20 protein-coding genes are annotated in these 22,936 nt (G+C 61.5%); 7 read left to right on the plus strand and 13 right to left on the minus strand.

Translation table 11 applies throughout. The features are described 5' to 3' along the window. Positions 1–9: 9 nt before the first annotated feature. Complete coding sequence (aspS, locus tag AC1DD7_RS15995) at positions 10–1,803, minus strand: aspartate--tRNA ligase (protein WP_477515747.1); 1,794 nt, start codon at positions 1,801–1,803, stop codon at positions 10–12. Between the two features lie 96 nt (positions 1,804–1,899). Beyond that, on the minus strand, positions 1,900–3,264 hold the full coding sequence (gene hisS / locus AC1DD7_RS16000; RefSeq protein WP_431115391.1) for a histidine--tRNA ligase: 1,365 nt from the start codon (positions 3,262–3,264) through the stop codon (positions 1,900–1,902). 207 nt (positions 3,265–3,471) lie between these two features. Here hisS and AC1DD7_RS16005 point away from each other — a divergent pair, with 207 nt between their 5' ends. The 3 genes from AC1DD7_RS16005 (at position 3,472) to AC1DD7_RS16015 (ending at position 6,777) form a co-directional block, all read left to right on the plus strand. Further along, positions 3,472–4,266 (plus strand): peptidylprolyl isomerase, encoded by a 795-nt coding sequence (locus AC1DD7_RS16005; RefSeq protein WP_477515748.1) that lies wholly within the window; start codon positions 3,472–3,474, stop codon positions 4,264–4,266. 66 nt (positions 4,267–4,332) lie between these two features. Next, the gene (locus AC1DD7_RS16010; protein ID WP_477515749.1) at positions 4,333–6,060 is read left to right on the plus strand and encodes a DUF349 domain-containing protein; all 1,728 of its coding nucleotides are present in this window, start codon (positions 4,333–4,335) and stop codon (positions 6,058–6,060) included. Between the two features lie 114 nt (positions 6,061–6,174). Beyond that, a complete protein-coding gene (locus tag AC1DD7_RS16015; protein ID WP_477515750.1) occupies positions 6,175–6,777 on the plus strand; it encodes a hypothetical protein in 603 nt (200 codons plus the stop codon). Here AC1DD7_RS16015 and AC1DD7_RS16020 read toward each other — a convergent pair. The 9 genes from AC1DD7_RS16020 to pdxT all read right to left on the minus strand — a co-directional run bounded on the left by AC1DD7_RS16020 (position 6,774) and on the right by pdxT (position 16,654). Next, positions 6,774–9,167: a RelA/SpoT family protein gene (locus AC1DD7_RS16020; protein WP_477515765.1), complete on the minus strand. Its 2,394-nt coding sequence runs from the start codon at positions 9,165–9,167 to the stop codon at positions 6,774–6,776. The genes AC1DD7_RS16015 and AC1DD7_RS16020 overlap by 4 nt on opposite strands. Before the next feature lie 162 nt (positions 9,168–9,329). Continuing rightward, positions 9,330–10,319, minus strand: coding sequence for a protein translocase subunit SecF (gene secF, locus AC1DD7_RS16025; protein ID WP_442005718.1), 990 nt, complete (start codon positions 10,317–10,319; stop codon positions 9,330–9,332). Next, complete coding sequence (gene secD, locus AC1DD7_RS16030) at positions 10,319–12,070, minus strand: protein translocase subunit SecD (RefSeq protein WP_431115396.1); 1,752 nt, start codon at positions 12,068–12,070, stop codon at positions 10,319–10,321. Before secD ends, secF begins: the two co-directional genes overlap by 1 nt. Before the next feature lie 114 nt (positions 12,071–12,184). Next, a complete protein-coding gene (gene yajC / locus AC1DD7_RS16035; RefSeq protein ID WP_477515766.1) occupies positions 12,185–12,565 on the minus strand; it encodes a preprotein translocase subunit YajC in 381 nt (126 codons plus the stop codon). Positions 12,566–12,751: 186 nt separating this feature from the next. After that, positions 12,752–13,828, minus strand: a complete 1,077-nt coding sequence (gene ruvB, locus AC1DD7_RS16040; RefSeq protein WP_431115397.1) for a Holliday junction branch migration DNA helicase RuvB — start codon at positions 13,826–13,828, stop codon at positions 12,752–12,754. Beyond that, on the minus strand, positions 13,821–14,465 hold the full coding sequence (ruvA, locus tag AC1DD7_RS16045) for a Holliday junction branch migration protein RuvA (protein ID WP_477515751.1): 645 nt from the start codon (positions 14,463–14,465) through the stop codon (positions 13,821–13,823). Before ruvA ends, ruvB begins: the two co-directional genes overlap by 8 nt. Positions 14,466–14,569: 104 nt before the next feature. After that, positions 14,570–15,148, minus strand: a complete 579-nt coding sequence (ruvC, locus tag AC1DD7_RS16050; protein WP_431115399.1) for a crossover junction endodeoxyribonuclease RuvC — start codon at positions 15,146–15,148, stop codon at positions 14,570–14,572. A 45-nt stretch (positions 15,149–15,193) separates the two neighbouring features. After that, on the minus strand, positions 15,194–15,949 hold the full coding sequence (locus AC1DD7_RS16055) for a YebC/PmpR family DNA-binding transcriptional regulator (protein ID WP_431115400.1): 756 nt from the start codon (positions 15,947–15,949) through the stop codon (positions 15,194–15,196). Between the two features lie 3 nt (positions 15,950–15,952). Continuing rightward, the gene (pdxT, locus tag AC1DD7_RS16060) at positions 15,953–16,654 is read right to left on the minus strand and encodes a pyridoxal 5'-phosphate synthase glutaminase subunit PdxT (RefSeq protein ID WP_216925537.1); all 702 of its coding nucleotides are present in this window, start codon (positions 16,652–16,654) and stop codon (positions 15,953–15,955) included. A gap of 113 nt (positions 16,655–16,767) precedes the next feature. Here pdxT and AC1DD7_RS16065 point away from each other — a divergent pair, with 113 nt between their 5' ends. Together AC1DD7_RS16065 and AC1DD7_RS16070 are read left to right on the plus strand one after the other, a co-directional pair. Next, positions 16,768–18,099 carry a MurT ligase domain-containing protein gene (locus AC1DD7_RS16065; protein ID WP_477515752.1) on the plus strand — a complete coding sequence of 444 codons (1,332 nt, stop codon included), beginning with the start codon at positions 16,768–16,770 and terminating at the stop codon, positions 18,097–18,099. Further along, positions 18,096–18,836 carry a type 1 glutamine amidotransferase gene (locus AC1DD7_RS16070; protein ID WP_477515753.1) on the plus strand — a complete coding sequence of 247 codons (741 nt, stop codon included), beginning with the start codon at positions 18,096–18,098 and terminating at the stop codon, positions 18,834–18,836. The genes AC1DD7_RS16065 and AC1DD7_RS16070 overlap by 4 nt, the downstream gene beginning before the upstream one ends. 26 nt (positions 18,837–18,862) lie before the next feature. Here the strand turns inward: AC1DD7_RS16070 and AC1DD7_RS16075 are convergent, their stop codons facing one another. Then, the gene (locus AC1DD7_RS16075) at positions 18,863–20,011 is read right to left on the minus strand and encodes a CapA family protein (RefSeq protein WP_477515767.1); all 1,149 of its coding nucleotides are present in this window, start codon (positions 20,009–20,011) and stop codon (positions 18,863–18,865) included. On the opposite strand from AC1DD7_RS16075, the gene AC1DD7_RS16080 reads away from it, so the two are divergent. Both AC1DD7_RS16080 and AC1DD7_RS16085 read left to right on the plus strand, forming a co-directional pair. Next, a complete protein-coding gene (locus AC1DD7_RS16080) occupies positions 19,947–20,087 on the plus strand; it encodes a hypothetical protein (RefSeq protein WP_477515768.1) in 141 nt (46 codons plus the stop codon). The two genes, AC1DD7_RS16075 and AC1DD7_RS16080, sit on opposite strands and share 65 nt — an antisense overlap. Before the next feature lie 127 nt (positions 20,088–20,214). Further along, positions 20,215–22,227, plus strand: coding sequence for a M3 family metallopeptidase (locus AC1DD7_RS16085; RefSeq protein WP_477515754.1), 2,013 nt, complete (start codon positions 20,215–20,217; stop codon positions 22,225–22,227). 139 nt (positions 22,228–22,366) lie between these two features. Here AC1DD7_RS16085 and AC1DD7_RS16090 read toward each other — a convergent pair. Then, positions 22,367–22,936 (minus strand): beta/alpha barrel domain-containing protein (locus tag AC1DD7_RS16090; RefSeq protein WP_477515755.1); only part of this gene is annotated, 570 nt, incomplete at its 5' end.

Here is a 22,936-nt window from a genome sequence, read left to right on the forward strand (position 1 = left end):
GCTACCGTCTTATTCGGACTTGGTCTCCGGCTTGGCCGCAGGCTTGTTTTCCGGCTTGAAGTCGACGCCGGCTTCCTTTCGCTGCTGTGCCGTAATGGGGGCAGGAGCGGCGGTCAGCGGGTCAAAGCCGTTGCCGGTCTTCGGGAAGGCAATAACGTCGCGGATGGACTCGACGCCGGCGAGCAAAGCCACTACGCGGTCCCAACCAAGCGCGATGCCGCCGTGTGGCGGCGCGCCGTACTTGAAGCCCTCCAACAGGAAGCCAAACTTGGTCTCGGCGTCCTCCTTGTCCAGGCCCATGAGCTGGAAGACGCGTTCCTGAACTTCGCGCTCGTGGATACGGATGGAGCCGCCACCGATTTCGTTGCCGTTGCACACGATGTCGTAGGCGTAGGACAGCGCCGACTCGGGATCCTTGTCAAAGGTGTCAAGGAACTCCGGCTTCGGCGAGGTGAAGGCATGGTGCACAGCTGTCCACTGGCCGGCACCCACAGCAACGTCACCGGAGGCAACTGCAGCGGCAGCGGGCTCGAACATCGGCGCGTCCACGATCCATACGAAAGCCCAGTCTTTGGGATCGATCAGACCAGTGCGGTGGCCAATTTCAACACGTGCAGCACCAAGGAGGGCCCGTGATGCGGACTTCTCGCCGGCGGCGAAGAAAATGCAGTCACCCGGCTTGGCACCCACGGCGTCGGCCAGGCCTGCCCGCTCTTGGTCGGTGAGGTTCTTTGCCACGGGGCCGGCGAGTTCGCCGTCTTCCTTGTAAAGAACGTAGGCCAGTCCCTTTGCGCCACGCTGCTTGGCCCATTCCTGCCAGGCATCCAGGGCACGACGCGCCTGCGAGGCGCCACCGGGCATGACGACGGCGCCAACGTAAGGTGCCTTGAAGACGCCGAAGTTGGTGTCCTTGAAGAACTCAGTCAGCTCGGTCAGCTCCAGGCCGAAGCGCAGGTCCGGCTTGTCGGAACCGTACTTTGCCATGGCGTCCAGGTACGTCATGCGTCGGATCGGCGTGGGGACCTCGACGTCGATCAGTTGCCACAGGGCCTTCACAATCGCTTCACCGAGCTCGATGACATCGTCCTGGTCAACGAAGCTGGCTTCGATGTCCAACTGGGTGAATTCGGGCTGGCGGTCCGCGCGGAAATCTTCATCACGGTAGCAGCGGGCAATCTGGTAGTACTTTTCGAATCCGCCCACCTGGAGCAGCTGCTTGAAAAGCTGCGGCGACTGCGGCAGCGCGTACCAGGAACCCGGGGCAAGCCTGGCGGGGACGACGAAGTCGCGGGCGCCTTCCGGCGTCGAACGCGTCAACGTGGGTGTCTCAATCTCGACGTAGCCGCGCTGGTGCAGCAACTCGCGGGCGATGCGGTTTGCCTCTGAGCGGAGGCGGAGGTTCCGGGCCGGGCCAGGACGGCGAAGGTCAAGGTAGCGGTGCTTAAGGCGCGCTTCTTCGCCAACTTCGACGTGCTCGTCGATTTGGAACGGCAGGGGGTCCGAGGTGTTCAGGATGATGACCTTGTCCGCCATGACCTCAATCTCGCCAGTAGCTAGCGCAGGGTTTTCATTGCCTTCAGGACGCTTGTTGACGGTACCCGTCACCTGCAGGACGTATTCGTTCCGCAGGCCGTGGAAGACCTCTTCTTCACGGACAACCACCTGGGCGACACCGGAAGCGTCACGAAGATCAACGAATGCAACGCCACCGTGATCACGGCGGCGGCCCACCCAGCCGGCCAGGGTAACGGTTTGTCCAATGTGCTCGGAGCGAAGTGATCCGAGGTCATGTGTGCGCAGCACAGCATTCCTTTCAGCATGAATTTTCAAGGGATCATTGCAAAGACGATCCCGTCCGAGTTTACCCGCCCCGGCCGCGGCTGAATCACCTGGCCTGGATCAGGCAGTGATGACCCGGACGTGCAGATCTTCCTCCGACGGCGACCAACTGGCCGGGTCAGCGTCCACCTGCGCGCCGGACCGGATGTCCTTGACCTGGTGCTTGCCGTCATCGTCAGTGAACCAAACAAACGGAATTCCCCGACGATCCGCGAACTTGATCTGCTTGCCGAACTTTTCAGCCTTCGCAGCAACTTCAGTCGCAATACCTCGGCCGCGAAGCTGTGCCGCGACGTCCTGTGCCGCGGACCAACTGTCGTCGTTATTCAAAGCGACCAGGACAGCGGTCGGCACTGCCCGGGTAGCCGTGGCAAGCTCCTGGCTCAGGATCCGCGAGACCAGGCGGGTGACGCCGATGGACAAGCCGACGCCGGGAAACTTCCGGTTTCCCTTGCTGGCCAGGGCGTCGTACCGGCCGCCCGAGCAAATCGAACCCAGTTGTTCATGGCCTACCAGGACAGTTTCGACGACGGTTCCGGTGTAGTAGTCCAGTCCCCGGGCGATGCTGAGGTCAGCGACCACCTTGCCGGGCGCGCGCTGGACCGCAGCCTCAATGACCTGCTGGAGCTCGCTCAATCCTTCCTCGAGGAGGTCATCAGTCACCCCCAAGGCACGTACCTGGTCCACGAACGAGGTGTCCTCCGTGCGGATGGTGGCAAGCTTGAGCGCCAGTGCCGCCTGCTCATCCGAGGCGCCGAGCTCGCTCTTGAGCAGCTCAGCGACTTTGCCTTCGCCAATCTTTTCCAGTTTGTCGATGCTCCGCAGGACTCCGGCCGTATCAGTCAAGCCAATACCGCGGTAGAAGCCTTCAGCCAGCTTGCGGTTGTTGATCCGGAGGCGGAAGTCCGGAATCGGGAGGGCGCTCAGCGCCTCAGCGATGACCAACGCGATTTCGACGTCGTAGCGGAACGGCAACTCGCCATCGCCCACCACGTCTATATCTGCCTGGGTGAATTCGCGGGCACGGCCTTCCTGTGGACGCTCGCCACGCCAGACCTTCTGGATCTGGTACCGGCGGAAGGGAAAGGCGAGATAACCCGCGTTTTCCACGACGTACCGGGCGAAGGGAACAGTGAGGTCGAAGTGCAGGGCAAGCGCATTCGGATCGGCTTTGTCTGCCTTGTCCGTGGTGGTTGACCTGGATGCTTCAGCTTCGTCGTCCTGCAGGCGGCTCAGGCCATAGACCTCTTTGTCGATCTCGCCTTTACGCAGCAACTGGCCGACCGTTTCAACAGCTCGCGTTTCAATCGAGGAGAAACCATGCAGTTCGAACGTTTTCCGGAGCGTGTCCAGCACATGGAGTTCCACCAACCGTTCCTGGGGAAGCCACTCGGGGAATCCGGACAGGGAGGCGGTACGTGCCATGGTGGATAAATCTCCTCGAAGAAAGCTGACTCAGGAATGAGCACCGCAGCTTTAAAGGCCTTTTCGGCGATTATGGGGCGGGCGTCCAGCCGGTCATGCATAAACTATGTGCGGCAGCCAGTTTATGCTTTCCGCGCGTGCACATCTAATGCAGCATGCCCGGTCCCTGCAGGCAGCCGGCGAACGTGGACACAATCAGGAGGACTCTTGGCAACAAGGTCGCGGGATGACCGCGAAGCGAGACGCCGCATCCGGCAGATGGAAGCCAAGCGTGCCCTGCGGCAGGAACAGGGCAAGCGGCGCAAACGCGACAACACTGTTGCCATCGGCGCGGGCGCTGCCGCTGTGATCATTGCTGTGGTGCTGCAACTTACAGTTTTCAGTTCCAACCCCACTGAGGCAGAGTTCGCCGCCGCAGAGGCCGGACTGAACTCCCCGTCGGCTTCTCCTTCGGCATCCAACAGCGCAGACATACCCAGCCCGGACACCGCAGCCGGTAAAACCTTCACCGGCGAGCTCGGCCTGAACAGCGGCGTCGTGGGAGTGGAACTGAACGGAACTGCTGCCCCGCAGGCGGCGGCCGTCATCAAGTCCCTCACCGACGCCAGTTACTACAACGGAGCCTTCTGCCACCGCCTTACCACCTCAGAAACGTTCGGCCTGCTGCAATGCGGCGCCAAGTCCGAAGACGGCGCAGACGATCCCAACTACCGCTGGGGTCCCCTGGAGAACACACCATCGGACAACATATACCCGGCTGGAACAATCGCCGTTGCACGCTCGGGAAACAACGCCTACGGCAATGGTCATCAGTTCTTCATTGTCTACAAGGACACAACAATTCCTGCGGACACGGCCGGTGGTTACACAGTGGTCGGCAAAGTTACCAGTGGTTTGGACGTGGTCACGAAAATCGCTGCAGCAGGCCTGAAGCCGGGCGAAAACGCGACCGACGGCGCCCCTGTGGCACCTGTCACGATAGACTCGTTTTCTCTGAAGTAACCAGCCTTTGGCCCCGGTCCGGGGTGCAGTACCTTAGCAGTCCCTCCAAGCGAAAGACTTTTAGCGGTGACAGACAGTCAGAAATCCGACGAAACAGCAGTAGTGGCCAACCAAGACGCAGTCGAGGCAAACAGCCCGAACGGCACTGAAGCAGCACCTGCGGCTGAACAAACTCCCGCAGTTGCGGCCGACGATACACCGGCAGCAACCGAAGCCCCTGCCGCTGAAGAAACGCCTGCGACAGAAGAAACGCCTGCAGAAGCAGCTGAGGCGGCACCCGCAGTAGAGGAGGCACCAGCGGCTGAGGCGGCACCCGCAGTAGAGGAGGCACCAGCGGCTGAGGCGGCACCCGCAGTAGAGGAGGCACCAGCGGCTGAGGCGGCACCCGCAGTAGAGGAGGCACCAGCGGCTGAGGCGGCACCTGCACCGGAGGAAACCAAGCCTGCCGATTCGCGTCCCGCTCCTTCCCCTGCTGCCTTCGCGGCCCGCCCCAAGGCGCCTGCCGCCGTCGTTCCGGCTGCACCCGCCGTGTCTGCAGCCTCGCTTGCAGAGGCGGCCAAGTGGGGGCGCGCCGAAGGCGACGGCCACGTATTCCTCACTTTGGATGGCGAAGAGATTGCCGTTGGCCAGTACCCGGGTGTTAGCCCTGACGAAGCCCTGGGCTACTTCGCCCGGAAGTTCGATGACGTCATTGCCCAGATAGTCCTGCTGGAACACCGCGTGGAATCCAAAGCGCCGGCAACGGACATGCAGAAAACGGTGACCCACCTCCGCGAGCAGCTCGCGGAGCGCAACATGGTGGGCGATATCCGTTCGGCCGAAGCACGCCTGGACACGCTGTCCGAGCAGATCGCCGAACTGGAAAAGTCCGAGAAAGCAGCCCATGAGGCCGTCCGCGCCAACGAGCTTGCCGCGCGCGAAGCCATTGTGGCGGAGGCAGAGGCCATCGCTGGCCAGGATCCTGCGCAAATCCAATGGAAGACGTCCAGTGCGCGAATGAACGAACTCTTCGAGACGTGGAAGGCTGCGCAGAAGAGCGGGGTCCGTCTTGGCCGGAGCAATGAAGACGCACTCTGGAAGCGCTTCCGCTCGGCACGCACTGTCTTCGATCGCCACCGCCGCGCGTACTTCTCGCAGCTGGACAGCAACAATTCTGCGGCCAAGGTGGCCAAGGAAGCATTGATCGCAGAGGCTGAGGCGCTTTCCTCTTCCACTGACTGGGGCTATGCCGCCGGGGAGTACCGCAGGCTCATGGATCAATGGAAGGCCACCCCACGCGCCAGCCGCAAGGATGACGACGCGCTCTGGGGCCGTTTCCGCGCCGCGCAGGATGTGTTCTTCAGCAACCGGCAGGCTGCGAACGAGCAGATCGACCAGGAGTACACGGCCAACCTTGCAGTGAAGGAGCAGTTGGTAGCCGAGGCCCAGGCGCTGCTGCCGATCAACGATCTCAACGCAACGAAGAAGGCCCTGCAGTCCATTCGTGACCGCTGGGAAGATGCCGGTAAGGTCCCCAGGGCGGACATGGGCCGCATCGAGGCCGGTCTCCGCAAGGTGGAGGACGCAGTCCGCGAGGCCGAGGAGGAGAAGTGGCGCCGGAGCAATCCGGAGACCAAGGCCCGCACCAACAGCGCTTTGTCGCAGCTTGAGTCTGCTATTGCCGGGCTCAAGGAGGATCTGGAGAAGGCTGAAAAGGCCGGAGACCAGCGCCGCATCAAGGCTGCGCGTGAAGCTCTCGAAGCACGTCAGGCGTGGCTGGACCAGATCCAGCGCTCAGCGAGCGATCTCGCCTGACCCAGCTTTGGGTTCATGGTGAGCCCATGTTTTTTCTGCAGGCCCTGTACCGGTTATCCACATGCCCGGTACGGGGCCTGTACTGTTGCGGCCAGGACACGGAATGATCAATGAATGGTCCCACCCGTCACAGCCCCGCAACTGCAGGAACCCGTTCTTCCCGAGCTCTACGCACCCAGCCGCATCTTCACCTGGCCTGAATTGCAGGGCATGGCGCTGGATGGCATCCTGCTTCCCTTGTACGGAAAGAGCTATGCGTCGCCCGGGATTGCAGTCACGCCCCGCCTCCGCGCCCGTGCGGCTGCCCTGACTGTCCCGGACCGGATGCGGACCAAGGTGGTCGCGGGCAGGCTTACCGCGGCCTGGATCTACGGATGCGCCAGCCCTCCGGAGCGGCTATCACTCCTGGTGGATGTCAAGCATCGTATCTCAAGCGTGCGCAGTGCCCGGGGGTGCAACCTCCATGAGGTCCGGCTCGGCCAACTCGACGTCGTAAGCCTTGGTGGGATGCTGGTCAGCAGCCCCTTGAGAACAGCAGCGGATATTGCACTGCACGTCGAGTCGGATCAGGCCCTGCCGGCCCTGCGGCGACTCCTGGACCACCCGGAGCTCGGCATCAGGCTCCGTTTACTCACCCTTGCCGTGGAGGCAGCGCCGCGGGTTCCCCACAAGAAGCGTGCGCTCGCTACGCTCGCACGGCTCGTGTCCCCGAACTAGCTCCTGCGCCTGTTACCCGTGGTGCGATACACGTCGAAGACCCCGTCGATACGCCGCACCGCGCTGAGGACATGGTGCAAATACTTTGGATCACCCATTTCGAAGGCAAATTTGGAGATCGCCACCCTGTCACTTGAGGTGTGGACCGAGGCCGCGAGGATATTGACATGGTTTTCAGACAGGACACGCGTGACATCGGACAAGAGTGACTTCCTGTCCAGGGCTTCCACCTGAATCTCCACCAGGAAGACACTGGACTGTGTTGGTGCCCACTCGACCTCGACGATCCTGTCCGGCTGGTCGCGCAACCCGGAGACGTTGGTGCAATCGGTCCTATGGACCGACACTCCGGAACCACGAGTGACAAATCCAAGGATCGGGTCAGGGGGCACAGGGGTACAACACCGGGCAAGTTTGACCCACACGTCTCCCACGCCGCGAACGATGACACCGGAATCGGAAAATTTGGACTTGGCAACCTGCGTGGGGATGCTGACCTCGTCAAGGTCCTCATCCGGGGTCTCGTGCCCACCAAGATGCTCTACGAGCTTCTCCATGACGGACTGGGCAGACGTGTGGCCGTCACCCACTCCTGCATACAGCCCGGAGATGTCAACGTAGTGGAAGTCCTCGGCGACGGCAGACAGCGCATCGTGCGTCATCAGCCGCTGCAGTGGGAGGTTCTGCTTTCGCATTGCCCGCGTCAGCATGTCCTTGCCGCGGTCAATCGCTTCTTCACGGCGTTCCTTGGTGAACCACTGGCGGATCTTGTTCCGGGCCCTTGCCGACTTGACGAAGTGTTGCCAGTCCTGGCTTGGGCCTGCACCCTCCGCCTTTGAGGTGAAGATCTCGACCCAGTCGCCATGGTTCAGTTCACTGTTGAGCGGCACAAGCTTGCCGTTAACGCGGGCTCCGATGGTCCGGTGACCCACTTCTGTGTGGACCGCGTAGGCGAAGTCCACGGGAGTCGATCCAGCAGGCAAGGCCATGACTTCGCCCTTGGGCGTGAAGACGAAGACTTCCCTTGCGTTGATCTCGTACCTCAGTGAATCGAGAAATTCGCCCGGGTCCGACGTTTCCTGCTGCCAGTCCACCAAGGACCGCAGCCAGCCCATATCGCCGTCGCGTGGGCTGCCAGGGCCCACCGCAGTACGGTTGGGTTGGTCCTTGTACTTCCAGTGGGCTGCGACGCCGTACTCAGCCCGGCGGTGCATCTCATGGGTACGGATCTGGATTTCCACGGGCTTTCCACCCGGGCCGATCACCGTAGTGTGCAGGGACTGGTACATGTTGAACTTCGGCATGGCGATGTAGTCCTTGAACCGCCCGGGGAGGGGGTTCCATCGCGAGTGCAGGGTACCAAGTGCCGCGTAACAATCCCGCACCGAGTCAACCAGGACGCGAACGCCCATGAGGTCGTTGATGTCGTCAAAGTCCTTATCGCGGACGATCATCTTCTGGTAGATCGAGTAGTAGTGCTTGGGCCGGCCGGTGATGGTCGCCTTGATCCGCGCAGTCCGAAGATCATCGGCAATCTGGTTGCGGATGACACTCAGGCTCTTCTCGCGTTCGGGGGTGCGGTCCCCCACCATGCGGACGATTTCCTCGTACACCTTGGGGTAGAGCGCCGCGAAGGACAGATCCTCCAACTCCCACTTAATGGTGTTCATACCCAGGCGGTGTGCCAGGGGAGCGAAGATCTCCAGCGTCTCTCGGGCTTTACGTGACGACGACTCTGCCGAAACGAACCGCCATGTACGGGCGTTGTGGAGCCGATCGGCAAGTTTGATCATCAGGACCCGGATGTCCTTGGCCATGGCCACGACCATCTTGCGGACTGTCTCCGACTGGGCTGCTTCTCCGAAGCTGACCTTGTCCAGTTTGGTCACGCCGTCCACAAGCATGGCCACTTCCGGGCCGAAGTCGCGGGTCAGGTCATGCAGGGTGTACGGGGTGTCCTCCACCGTGTCATGGAGCAATGCAGCGGCCAGGGTGGTTCCTGTCATCCCAAGCTCGGCAAGGATGGTGGCTACTGCCACCGGGTGGGTGATGTACGGATCACCACTCTTGCGCTTCTGCCCTTGATGGCTGCGCTCTGCTACGGCGAATGCGCGCTGAATGAGGTCGAAGTCTTCTTTGGGGTTATTGGCCCGCACCGTTCGCAGGAGCGGTTCCAGAATCGGCGAGTACGGCGCCATCCCCCGGCCGGTCAATCGCGCAAGCCGGGAACGCGTGCGCTCCCGCCTACCCGGAAAGGTAGGACGCACGCCGGGAGTATCGACTGGAACCGTACCAGCAGTCCGTCCAGCCACGCTTGTTGCCGGAACCGTCACACCGTGGTGACTGTCCTCCCCGCCCGTCGGTGGTGCCGACGTCGCACGTTCTTCCACAGAAGTACCCCTCACGACCTATTTAATTCTTCCAGTCTATTCCCGCAGGCGAATGCTTCCGCAACCGGACAGCACATGACGCACGCCCCGGCAAGTCAAAGACAAAGGACCCCGCTGTAAAGCGGGGTCCTGCTCCAGGACGTAATGCCCAATGGAAATAGTCTAAACAGTGGCCTCGGCCCGGCGGTGGGCCACTTTCTTGGCCTGCTTCACGAGGTCCGGCTCGCCCTGGCGCAGCCAGGCGTAGAGCGGTGCCGCAATGAAGATGGTCGCTGCCGTTCCGATGAGGATTCCGACGAACAACGCCAGTGAGAGGTCCCGCAGCGTTCCTGCGCCCAGCAGTCCAGCCCCGATGAAGAGGATCGCCGCAACCGGAAGGACGGCAACCATCATGGTGTTGATGGACCGGACCAGGGTTTGGTTGACCGCAAGGTTGACCTCTTCACCGAAGGTCCGGCGCGTGGAGGTGGAAATGTCCGCTGTGTTCTCGCGGATCTTGTCGAAGACCACCACGGTGTCATACAGCGAATAGCTCAGGACAGTCAGGAAACCGATGATGGCCGATGGCGTCACCTCGAAATCACTCAGGGCGTAGACGCCCGCTGTGGTGAACATGGTGACGAGCATGCCCACCAAGGCAGAGAGTGACATCTTCCAGGTCCGGAAATACAAAGCCATGAGGACAGCAGCCAGGCCGACGAACACGACCAGCCCAATGAGTGCCTGGCGTGTGACATCCTGACCCCACGTGGGACCAACAAAGTTTGATGTCACCTCGTTGTCCGTTACACCGTAAGCGGTGGTCAGGCCCTCTTTGATGCGGTTGGTCTCGTCATCGGTCAGCTGATCCGTCTGAATCCGCATGGTGTTGCCCGCCACGTTCGCAACACGGGGAATGGCACCGGATACGACGTCATGGACAGCCTTTTCGCCCAGACCGGCATCGGTGGTCTTCACGTTCGAAACGGTGAACTCCGAGCCGCCGCGGAACTCGATACCGAGGTTGAAGCCGCCCTTCAAGACCGGGATCAGGATGGAGAGGGCCACAGCGACCGCAGCAATGATGAACCAGATTTTCTTGGAATCAACAAAGTTGTAAGAGCGCTTGCCCGTGTAAAGCTCGTTGCCGAAGGTTGCGAAGCTCGTGGTCATTACTTCTCCTCCTTGGTGCCGTTGGAAGGACCGGTCAACTGGCCCTTCTCGGCGAGGCGCCGTTCGGCGATGGTCATGCGGCGTTCGGCTTCAGCCGCGGCACCTGTATTGCGTGCACGGACAACGGCCGGTTTCTCAGCAGGTGTGCGGAGACGTCCGGCTCCCCGATACAGCGGGACAGCTCCCAGACGGTCAGGTGACAGGCCGGAGAACCTGTGGCCTTCGCCAAAGAACCTTGTGCGGGCAAGGACCTGCAGCATGGGGTGCGTGAACATGAACACCACAATGAGGTCAGCCACAGCCGTGAGGCCAAGCGTGAACGCGAAGCCACGCACATTGCCTACAGCCACGAAATAAAGGACCAAGGCTGCCAGCAAGTTCACTGCCTTGGAAGCCAGCACAGTCCGCTTGGCACGCTTCCAGCCATTTTCGACGGCGGATACGAGCCCGCGGCCCTCGCGAAGTTCATCGCGGATTCGTTCGAAGTACACAATGAACGAGTCGGCCGTCTGTCCGATGGCCACGATCAGGCCTGCAACACCAGCGAGGGAAAGGCGGTAGTTTTCAGTCCACCCCAGAATGGCGATGGCAAGGTAGGTCAAACCACCGGCGACAACCAGGGAAGCAATGGTGACAAAGCCAAGGGCCCGGTACTGGAACAGCGAGTACACAACCACCAGCAACAAGCCGATGAGGCCGGCAAGCAGGCCGAGCCGGAGCTGATCGCCACCGAGCGTGGCAGAGATCTGTTCCTGGGACTGGATCTCGAAGGAGATCGGCAAAGCACCATAGCGGAGTTGGTCGGACAGTGCTTTTGCTGAGGCCTGGGTGAAGTTACCCGTGATCTGCGGTTTTCCGTCAGTGATGACAGCAAGGGACCTCGGTGCTGAGATGACCTTGTCATCAAGGACAATGGCGAATTGTGCCTTGGGGTCGTTGCCGCCCTGGGCAAGGGACGCGGTGTAGAACTGGTTCAGCCGCTCCGTAACTTCCTTGAACTTGGCAGTTGCCTCGGAGTTGAACGTGATGTTCACACCCCAGGAGTTCGTCACCGATCCCTGTGCGCCCTGGACCTGCGAGAAGGACGAGGAGCTGATGTCCTGGCCTTTGACCTCGACCGGACCAAGGATGTACTTGATGGCGGGAGTCTTGTCCGTTGCCGGTTCGCAGGTCACCAGAGGCTTCGCCGGATCAGAACGTTCCCGCTTCTCAGTGGAAGGGTTGACGCAGTCGAGCGCCTCGAATTCCTTGTAGATCTCAGGAGTCACCCAGTTGGTGTCGCTCGCGTTGGTGGGCTCTGCGGTGGGCTTGGGCAGCTTGTCATCCGGTGTACGGGATTCGACAGGGACGGCAGCAGGATCAGCCGCAGCGATCACCGGGCGGAAGTTCATGTCCGCCGACGCTTGGATAAGATCACGGGTTTCCTTGGACGGAGTTCCCGGGAGACTCACCACCACGTTGCGCCCCGACTGGGTGCTGATCTCGGCTTCGGCAACACCGGAGCCGTCTACACGCTGCCGGATGATGGCAACTGCCTGGTTGAGCTGTTCCTCAGTGATCTCGCTGGAACCCTCTACCCGCGGTGCCAGGATCATCTGGGTGCCGCCCTCGAGGTCCAAGGCAAGTTTGGGAGCCCAGCTTGCATGGCCGGAAATGACTCCGCCACCCAGGACAGCGGTGAGTACAACGAATATTGCTCCAAGCCAAGTCAGCACCCTGCGGGCTGAGTTTTTGGGGCCGGTCCGTGCCATTATCGATCTTCCTTTTATCGCCGGACAGCCGCCGGCGGACGCTGGTGAGCGTCTGCCGGCGGCCTTCCGCTGCCGTAGAAGTGTCCTTGCGCGGTGTTGCCGCGACTGACGGTGCTAGTTGTCCTTCTTGTCCTCTTTGTTGAGGCGCGCGATGGTTTCATCCGGCGTCTCAGTCGCAGCCGGGGTCTCATCGGCAACGGTCAGCGAAGAAGCGTCGTCCGGAACAACAGGGGCTTCCTCTTCAGTCTTTTCGACCACCTTGGTGACGGCCTGGCGGTGAACCGTAGCTTCGTTTCCGGGAGACAGCTCGATAACGACCTTGTTCTCAGCTTCATCGATGGACACGATGCGTCCGAAAAGACCAAAGCTGGTCATGACATCGACGCCCGGAGCGAACTTGGACTGCATCGCAGCCTGCTGCTGCTGGGTCTTCTTGTTGCGGCGGAACATCATGAAGACAAAGAGTCCAAGCATGACGAACAGCAATATGGTCATTGGATCCACAGGGAAGTTCCGTTCTTTACTTACGTTTTGGTTCACGGCAACGTCCCCGGCAGATCCTGCGGCCACGGGACCAAACCCGCATAGCAACGCGCTTCACCGCGAAGCGGGCGCATGGATCAAGGACTCGAACGTGCCGAGCGTCATACCAGTCTAGTGGGAAAAGCTGAATACAGCGTGTTAACCGATGGTATCTACGCTTTCAGCGTGGTTTTCATCCTCGTCAAACAAGGCAAGGGTCTCCTGGCCGAATACGCCCGCCGGCACAGCATAACCGAGGTGTGTCCATGCTGGTGCCATGGCGATGCGCCCACGGGGTGTCCGCCCAAGCAGTCCTTCGCGCACCAAGAACGGCTCAGCCACGGTCTCTACCGTTTCGGGTTCTTCGCCCACGGCAATCGCCAAGGTGGACAAGCCAACCGGGCCACCGTTGAACTTGGTAATGAGGGCTTCAAGAACGGACCGGTCCAGCCTGTCCAGGCCACGCTCGTCTACTTCGTACATATCCAAGGCAGCTGACGCCGACCGGGCGTCGATTTGCTCAATGCCATGAACGAGCGCCCAGTCACGAACGCGGCGCAGGAGTCGGTTGGCTATACGTGGTGTTCCCCGGGAGCGTCCGGCAATCTCGGTGAAACCTGCAGAGTTTACCTTCAGGTCCAGAAGCCCGGCAGAACGGCGGAGGACAAGTTCGAGTTCGGCCACCGAATAGAACTCAAGGTGCCCGGTAAAACCAAAGCGGTCCCTCAAGGGGCCCGGAAGAAGTCCTGCGCGGGTGGTGGCACCTACCAAGGTGAAAGGCGGGAGCTCCAAAGGAATTGCAGTTGCGCCTGCGCCCTTGCCCACCACGATGTCCACGCGGAAGTCCTCCATGGCCATGTACAGCATTTCTTCTGCGGGCCTGGACATGCGGTGGATTTCGTCAAGGAACAGGACCTCGCCCTCCGAGAGCGAGGAAAGGATGGCTGCGAGATCCCCTGCGTGCTGGATGGCCGGTCCGCTGCTGATACGCAGCGGCGCGTTCATCTCCGCTGCAATGATCATGGCAAGTGTGGTCTTACCGAGTCCAGGAGGTCCGGACATCAGTACGTGATCGGCGCTGCGGCCACGCATCTTCGAGGCTTCAAGCACCAAGGCAAGTTGCTTGCGGACCCGATGCTGTCCTACGAAGTCGTGCAGGTTCTTGGGGCGGAGAGCAGCCTCAATGACCCGCTCTTCCGGTTCCTCTCCCCCGCTGACGAGTGACTGCTCAGCCACGGCTGCCTACGCGGTTGCCGGCGCGTGCCCCGTCTTGGCCAAGCCAGCGCAGCGTAGCCCGAAGTATTTGGGCCACGTTTCCTGCGTCTACGAGTTCCGGCGAGTCGGCCATGGCTTTGTCGATGCTGCCGTTGGCGTCTTTCTCGGACCATCCCAAACTGGTCATGGCCGCGACTACCTGGGGCTTCCATTCCACAGTAGTGACCACCGCAGGGGCCGTTCCTGTACCCGTGCCATGAGGGACCAGCTTGCCCGCCAGTTCAAGGACAATCCGGCCGGCAACCTTGGGCCCAATGCCCGGAACCTTGGTGAACGCCTTGCCATCGCCGGTATGCGCAGCTACGCGGATCGCCTCGGGCTCGTGCACCGCAAGTACGGCCAGTGCCAAACGGGGCCCAACCCCGCTGACACTGAGCAGGACGTCGAAGACTTCGCGTTCGTCGTCGTCGGCAAATCCGAACAGCGTGAGCGAATCTTCACGGACGATCATGGAAGTGAAAAGCTTGGCCTCGGCGCCTACTTTTAGGTGGCTTAAGGTCTGCGGTGTAGCAAAAACGCTCATTCCCGCACCGTTGAGGTCAATCACGGCGGTCGACAAGCCAACGTGGGCAACTGTTCCACGGAGAAAACTGATCAAGACCCGGCTCCTGAGGTACTGCCTGCTGTACTGCCATGAATCCATGGCAGCCAAACGGACTATCCGAACATATCTACGAATACCCTAGCAAGGGGTACCGACAATCACCGCCCGCGGCGCGCTTTCGCTTCCGCTTCGGCCCAGGCCCGCTGAGCCGGGGTGAGGGAATCCGTGCCCGAACTCCCGCTGATTCCACCCATGCCGCTGCCTGCCCGCCAAGCATGCGTCAGGGCCAGGGCAAGCGCGTCTGCGGCGTCGGCGGGCTTGGGCGGTGCATCGAGCCGCAGGATTTTGGTCACCAATTTGGTGACCGCATCCTTGTTGGCAGTACCGCTTCCGGTGACGGCCGCCTTGACTTCAGAAGGCGTGTGCAAGGCGACGGGAATGCCGCGACGCGCGGCCGCTGCGATGACAACGCCCGAGGCTTGGGCCACGCCCATCACAGTGCTGACGTTCATCTGCGAAAAAACGCGCTCGACGGCGACGACGTCCGGCTCGTGCAGGTCCAGCCATTCGTCGATTGCCTGTGCAATGACCAAAAGCCGCTTGTCCAGCGTCAACTCGGCCGAAGTCCCCACCACTCCAACCGCCACCATGGTGGCCCGGCGATTCCGCTCGATATCCACTACACCGATGCCGCAACGGGTGAGGCCCGGATCGACTCCCAATACGCGAAGAGTCAAGTCCGGGCCTCCCTGTTTGTTGTCAAAATAAAGGTGCTGCCCTGCCTAGTCGGCGTCGAGGGCAGCCTGCACTTCCTCGCTGAAGTCGGCGTTGCTGTAGACGTTCTGGACGTCATCCAGGTCTTCGAGGGCGTCCACGAGTTTCATGAATTTCCGGGCACCATCAACATCCAGGTCCACCTGCATGGAGGGCACGAATTCAGCTTCATCGGATTCGTACTCGATGCCGGCATCCTTCAAGGCGTCACGGATGGCCTGCAGATCGGAGGGCTCGGAATGCACTTCCCAGTTCTCGCCGCTGTCCTTGACTTCCTCTGCGCCGGCGTCCAGGACGGCCATCAGGATGTCATCCTCGCTCAGCCCATTCTTTGGCAGCACCACGACGCCCTTGCGGGTGAACAGGTAACTGACCGAGCCGGGATCTGCAATGGTGCCACCGTTGCGGGAAATCGCGAGTCGAACCTCGGAAGCCGCACGGTTCTTGTTGTCGGTCAGGCACTCGATCAACAACGCCGAGCCCTGGGGGCCACGGGCTTCGTACATGATTTCGGTGTAGTCGACCACTTCGCCCGTGAGGCCGGCACCACGCTTGATGGCGCGGTCGATGTTGTCGTTGGGAACCGAGGTCTTCTTCGCCTTGGTAACCGCGAGTTCCAGGCCTGGGTTGCCGGCGAGGTCCGGGCCGCCCATGCGCGCAGCAACTTCGATGTTCTTGATCAGCTTTGCGAACGACTTTGCACGCCTGCTATCAATGATGGCTTTCTTGTGCTTGGTAGTCGCCCATTTGGAGTGGCCTGACATGCTTTACGCTTCTCCTCTGATCATTCGAATAAAGAGTTCATGCACGCGCTTCTCACCTGTGACTTCCGGATGGAAAGAGGTGGCCAACAGCTGGCCGGAGCGCACTGCAACAATTCTAGCCAATCCGTGCAAAGTGGCGGTGTGGCTGGCATGCTCCGGATCAACCTGTGCCAGGACCTCGACTCCTGGGCCAACCCGTTCCACCCAAGGTCCACGGATAAAGACCGCGTGCACCGGATCCACGCCGGACTCCCCCGCGCTGAACTCTAGTCCTTTGAAATCGAGGTCGGTTTCAAAGGACTCGCGCTGCCGCCCGAAGGCATTGCGGCGCACCGTGATGTCCAGTCCACCGAAGGTCTGCTGGGGGTTTCCATCCAGATCAGTAGCGGGATCGGCAATCTCATCGGCAAGGAGGATCATGCCGGCACAAGAGCCGTACACCGGGAGGCCTTCGGCGATGCGCTTCCGCAGCGGGTCCGCGAGTTCAAAGATCCTTGAAAGTTTGTCGATCGTGGTGGATTCCCCACCGGGGATGATAAGGCCGTCAACGTCATCCAGCTCAGCGGGGCGACGGATGCCCACACCCGTGGCGCCTGCGGCTTCCACTGCGTGGATGTGCTCGCGGAAGTCGCCTTGAAGGGCCAGTACGCCGATCCGGAGTCCTGCACCCACGCGTGATGAAGCGTCGGAAAGGGGGTTGGTCATTAGGCCATCATAGTGGCCCGGCCCGGAATCTCCTCCCGGAGGACAAGCGGGAGTGCCAGCAGGAGGAGCCCCCACGCCAAGTTCCATGCCCTAACTGGGATATATTACAGAGCATGTTTTCCTTCAGCGTTCCCCTCGGCAAGCTGGTCCGCACACTGTCCCGGCTCCGGGGTGGCGGCTCTGCTTTCCCCGGCCTGGTGGTCGAAAAAATCGATCCCGGTTTCATGCAGAGAACGCTGTCCAGCCTTCCCCACGGCGTGGCAGTTGTCAGCGGCACGAACGGAAAGACGACGACCACCAAAATGGTGGTCGAGCTGCTGGAAAGCCAGGGCCTGAAAGTCTTCACCAACCGCACAGGCAGTAACTTCACCCGGGGCGTGGCCGCCTCCCTCCTCGGCGATGTTGACTGGCGTGGCCGGCTCGACGCCGACGTCGCCATCCTGGAACTCGACGAAGCACATGCCGTGCACTTCGTGAACAAAGTGCCCCCGCGTTTCAGCCTCTTGCTCAACGTCCTTCGCGACCAGCTTGACCGCTTCGGCGAGATTGACAAGACCGCCCGCTTGCTCGAACACATCGCCCGGAAAACCACGGATACCGTGGTGCTGAACCGTGAAGACCCCCGGGTGGCACGCATCGCCAACACCCTCAATGGTCCGGGGACCCTCCACCATCCCAGCGTCCGCTACTTCGGCCTCGATGAATCGCTGCGCAGCACATTTCCCAACGACGACGATATGCGGACCGCCACCACCGGACCCTCGTCCCCGAACACCCCGGCACCCGGCACCGCAGGTGAGGTACCCGACGGCCCTGCTGCCGACGTCGTACTCCGTCGCGTGGGTGCCCAGGACGCTGACTTTGAGTTCGACGGCGAAACAGTCACCACGAGCATGAAGCTGCGGGGTGTCTACAACATCTTCAACGCGGCGGCCGCGCTCTCCCTGGCCAGGGCGATCCTGGGCACGGGAGCTGTTGACACTCCCAAACTGGTCAAAGCACTCGGTGATGTGGCTCCTGCTTTCGGGCGCGGCGAAAGCCTCACCGTGGATGGCCAGCCGTTGGAACTTGTGCTCGTTAAGAATCCCAGTGGCTTCCGGCTCGGCCTGAAGTCCTTCCCTGCCGGCGGATACGCTACCATGATCGCCATCAACGACAACTATGCAGATGGCAGGGATATGTCCTGGCTCTGGGACGTTGACTTCGAATCACTCAGGGAAGATGGCGTCGAGGTCCTTACCGGCGTGCGCGCCTACGATATGGCCCTGCGCTTGCAATACGACGAAGTCCGCTTCGGTACAGTCGAGACCGACATAACCGCGGCCCTGCATGCATTTATCGACGGCTCGCGAGGCAAGCCCAAGCGGATTTTCTGCACGTACACCGCCATGCTCGCGATCCGTCGCGAACTGGCCAAAATCACCATAGTTGAGGTGGTCTCATGACCTCGGAAGCACAGCCCACCAAAGGAACCGTCCGCGTCCTCCAGCTGTACCCGCGGGACATGAACATTTACGGCGACTGGGGCAATGCCCTGGTCCTCCAGAAGCGAATCAAGTGGCATGGCTACACGCCGGAGCTGCTTGAATACAACGTAGGCGACGACTTTCCCGAGGACATTGACATCATCGTGGGCGGCGGCGGGCAGGACAGCGGCCAGTTGGTTATTCAGGATGATCTTCAGGCACGCGCCGATCATTTGCGGGAGCTCGCGGACGAGGGCGCACCAATGCTGGTCATTTGTGGTCTCTACCAGCTCTTCGGAAAGTTCTTCAAGACCAGCGCAGGCCCTGTCATTCCCGGGATCAGTATCCTCGATGTCGAAACACATGGCACGGATGAGCGGCTGATCGGCAATGTCACGCTCAAGTCCTCCGAATTCGGAGACGTCCTGGGCTACGAGAACCACAGTGGACAGACCACCCTCGGCCCGGGCGTCCAGCCTCTGGGGACAGTCACCAAGGGTGCAGGGAACAACAGCAAGGACGGTCACGAGGGAGCCCGCTACCGCAACGTGGTGGCCAGCTACCTGCACGGTTCGCTGCTGCCCAAGAACCCGGCGATCGCCGACTTCCTGATCCGGACGGCCGTGGAACGGAAATATGGCACTTTCGTGCCTGGAACGCCCGACGACGACTACGCCCGCCTCGCGCGCGAGCACGCTGCCCGCCGCCCACGCTAGCCGGGTGGTTCGACTACCTGCCGCCCTTACTTCTCCTTGGTAATGAGCAACTCGTGGGCGCCGGCAGTTGCTGCACCCATCGACTCGACCACGCCTTTGGTGCGCTGGTGGGTCTCTGCATCGGCAGCCGGCGAAGCGCAGACTCCCTGGGGTGCATCGCTGGCAACCGAGCACCAGCGGTAGGGATCCCGGACAATCACCGACGGCGCCCATGCGAGATCCGAGGCTGTCCAAACGCCAGCCGCGTTCTGGCTGAACTGCGCACGGACCAGCAGTCCTTCATTGTTGACCACATACCAGGGCGACAATTCCGTCACGCCATTACCCAGTCCATAGACGATCCACGTGCCCTTGTAGTTTTCGATCGGCAGCACCGAGTGCGTGTGGTGTCCATAAACCATGGTGAATTGGCCACTGTCCACCAAGGCGTGGGCGACTTCCTGTTGCTGGGCATTGGCCTCGCTGGCGTACTCATCACCGGCGTGCATGACTCCCAGCACGATGTCGGCCCCGAGCGCACGGGCCTTGGTGGCTTTCGCAATCATGACCGTGGGATCAAGCTCGTCCACAAGCCACGGGTACTCCGGAATCTGTCCGTTGTGGCCGTAGGTGCCAACGATGACTGCTACCGTTGCGGCGTCTGTCTTGAGCATCAGGATTTCCTGTGATGCAGCTTCAGTCCGGTAGGAACCAGTGTGCTTGAGCCCGGCAGCATCCAGCGCATCCAATGTCCGGAGCAGCCCTTCCGTCCCCCGGTCTATGGTGTGGTTGCTGGCTGTTGTGCAGGCTTGGTACCCCACATCCTTGGATGCGGTAACGATCTGCGGCGGGACATTGAAGGATGGGTACGCGGAGAACGGACCGTCCGGGGTGCCAACAGGGGTTTCCTGATGACAAATAGCGAGATCGCTGTTCCGGATGTAGCGCCGCTGGCCCTCAAGGAGCGGTATGAAGGTGTAACCGGGCTGACCTGCAGCTGCGGCGTCCGCCCGGGCCTGCTGCCACAGCTGTGTATGGATCAGCATGTCGCCCGTGACTGTGATGGAAGTACAACGCAGTTCGGGACAAACTGGGCCCTTGCCTAGGGTTGGCGTAGGAGTCGGCGTTGGCGTGGACGCAGGAGACGCGGGGGCAGTAGCGGCGCTGCTTTTCTCCCTGGAGTCCTTCTCTGCAATTACTCCGCAGGCGCTCAACGACAAGGCAAGTACTGAGGCCGCCAGCAGGGCGCCCGTTCGCCGCGAACGCCTGTGACGCCTGTAATCCCCGCGACGTCCGCAAGATGTGATGTTCCCCATAACCGCAATCCTACGGCGCAAGACGGGCGGGATTCCGGCGAGCCGCCCTTGAGGACACGATTCTTAAGTGAAAGAGTCCCTTCATGACCAATCCGCTTTTGAGTCCGAGCCCCCTGCCGTTCGGCCTTCCACCTTTTGAAGCAATCACCACAGAGGACTACGCCGAAGCCCTCGACGCGGGACTGGACGAACACCTCCACGGGATCCAGCAGATTGCGGCGAACCCAATACCAGCGACTTTTGAGAACACGGCTGTGGCCATGGAAAGGTCCGGGCGGTTGCTGGACCGGGCCGCGGCGTCGTTCTTTACGGTTGTATCGGCCGACGCATCGGACGCGATCAGGGAGTTGGAGACCGCCTTCGCGCCCAGGTTTGCCGCGCATCAAGACGCCGTCTACATGAACCGTGGCTTGTATGAACGCTTCAATGCCATTGACACCGCCAGCCTAGATGACGAGTCTGCGCGCTTGGTCCAGGAATACCTCAAAGAGTTTCGGCAGTCCGGCATTCAACTTGACGACGACGGCCAGGCGCGCCTTCGGGAAATCAACGCCGAACTCTCACGTCAGGGCACCGAATTCGGCCAGCGGGTCAAGGAGGCGATGAAGGCTGCCGCTATTCTCCTCGACGACGAAGCGGACCTGGCTGGCATGTCCCCAGAAGATGTCGCTGGCGCTGCCGAGGCCGCCAAGGCCGCCGGGCACGATGGCCAGTTCCTCCTGACGCTCATCCAGCCAAGCAACCAACCCGCCCTCGCCTCGCTCGAAAACCGGGACATTCGGCGTCGCCTGTTTGAAGCGTCCCTCGCTCGCGGCACGGACGGCGGAAGCCTGGATGTCCGTGATCTGGTGACGGCAACGGTTCGCTTACGCGCGGAAAAAGCCGGCCTTCTTGGCTTTCAAAACTTCGCGGAACTCGTGGTGGACCAGCAAACGGCACGGAACTTCAAGGCCGTGCAGGCAATGTTGGGGCGGTTGGCACCTGCAGCGATCCGCAACGCACAAGCCGAAGACCTCGCTTTGGCGGAGTCCGCCGGCCACCCACTGGAGCCTTGGGACTGGGCATACTATTCCGCCCAGGTCCGGCGGGAAAAGTACCAAGTGGATGAACAGGCCATCAGGCCCTACTTCAGCCTCGAAACGGTCCTGGCCGACGGCGTTTTCTACGCAGCGACCCAACTCTATGGCGTAACGTTCCGTGAGAGGACGGATCTGGCCGGGTACCACGAGGACGTCCGGGTTTGGGAGGTCAGAAACGAAGACGGCAGCGCTCTGGGTCTCTTCCTTGGGGACTATTACACGCGGGAATCCAAGCGCGGAGGAGCCTGGATGAACTCGCTCGTGGAACAGTCCCGACTCCTCGGCACGCAAGCCGTAGTGATCAACAACCTCAACATCACCAAGCCAGCGCCGGGCGAACCCGCTCTCCTGTCCCTGGACGAGGTCCGGACCGTCTTCCACGAATTCGGGCACGCGCTCCACGGCCTGTTCTCCGATGTGGAGTATCCTCGGTTCTCCGGAACGTCCGTGCCCAGGGACTTCGTGGAGTACCCGTCCCAGGTCAACGAAATGTGGATCATGTGGCCCGAGGTATTGGCTAATTACGCACGCCACCATGCGACGGGAGAACTGCTCCCGCAGGACATCGTGGACAGAATCAACGAATCCCTGCTGTGGGGTGAGGGATTGGCCACCACCGAATACCTCGGAGCAGCATTGCTGGATGTGGCGTGGCACGTGATGACAGAGTCCGAAGTTCCGGACGACGTCCTTGCCTTTGAAGCCAAAGCGCTGGCCGACGCCGGCATCGCCCACCCGCTGATTCCGCCGCGCTACCGTACCGGCTACTTCCAGCACATCTTTGCCGGCGCCGGGTATGCGGCCGGCTATTACTCCTACATCTGGAGCGAAGTCCTGGATGCGGACACCGTTGAGTGGTTTAAGGAAAACGGCGGCCTTACCCGCGCAAACGGCGAGCGGTTCCGTTCGGAGCTACTCGCCCGTGGAAACAGCCGGGATCCGCTGGAATCCTTCCGCACGTTCCGTGGGCGCGATGCTGAGCTCGAACCCCTCCTAAAGCGCCGAGGCCTCAACTAACCCACCATTAAAACGAAACGACGGAGGCTGATCCGGCAGCGTGCGTAAAAGGGCCCCCGCCCCAGCCACCACCAAAATGGCGGCAGCGAGGGCGGGGAATAGCACGCAGAGGATCAGCCTCCGCCGTAGCGAAAGAGACTTACCAGCCGCGCTCTGAGAGGCGGTGGGGCTGCGGGATTTCGTCGACGTTGATGCCTACCATGGCTTCGCCCAGGCCGCGGGAGACCTTGGCGATGACGTCGGGGTCGTCGTAGAACGTGGTTGCTTTCACGACGGCGGCAGCGCGCTCTGCGGGGTTGCCGGACTTGAAGATACCCGAACCAACGAACACACCATCGGCGCCGAGCTGCATCATCATCGCAGCATCAGCCGGGGTTGCGATGCCACCAGCGGTGAACAGCACCACCGGGAGCTTGCCCGTGGCGGCGATTTCCTTGACGAGTTCGTACGGGGCCTGCAGTTCCTTGGCCGCAACATACAGCTCGTCCTCGGGAAGGGCTGCGAGCTTGGCGATCTCGGAACGGATCTTGCGCATGTGGCCGGTGGCGTTGGAAACATCCCCGGTGCCGGCTTCGCCCTTGGAACGGATCATCGCCGCGCCTTCGTTGATGCGGCGCAGGGCCTCACCGAGGTTGGTGGCGCCACAGACGAAGGGAACGGTGAAGTTCCACTTGTCGATGTGGTTCACGTAGTCGGCCGGGGTCAGGAC

Source organism: Paenarthrobacter sp. 10L412 (assembly GCF_056395565.1).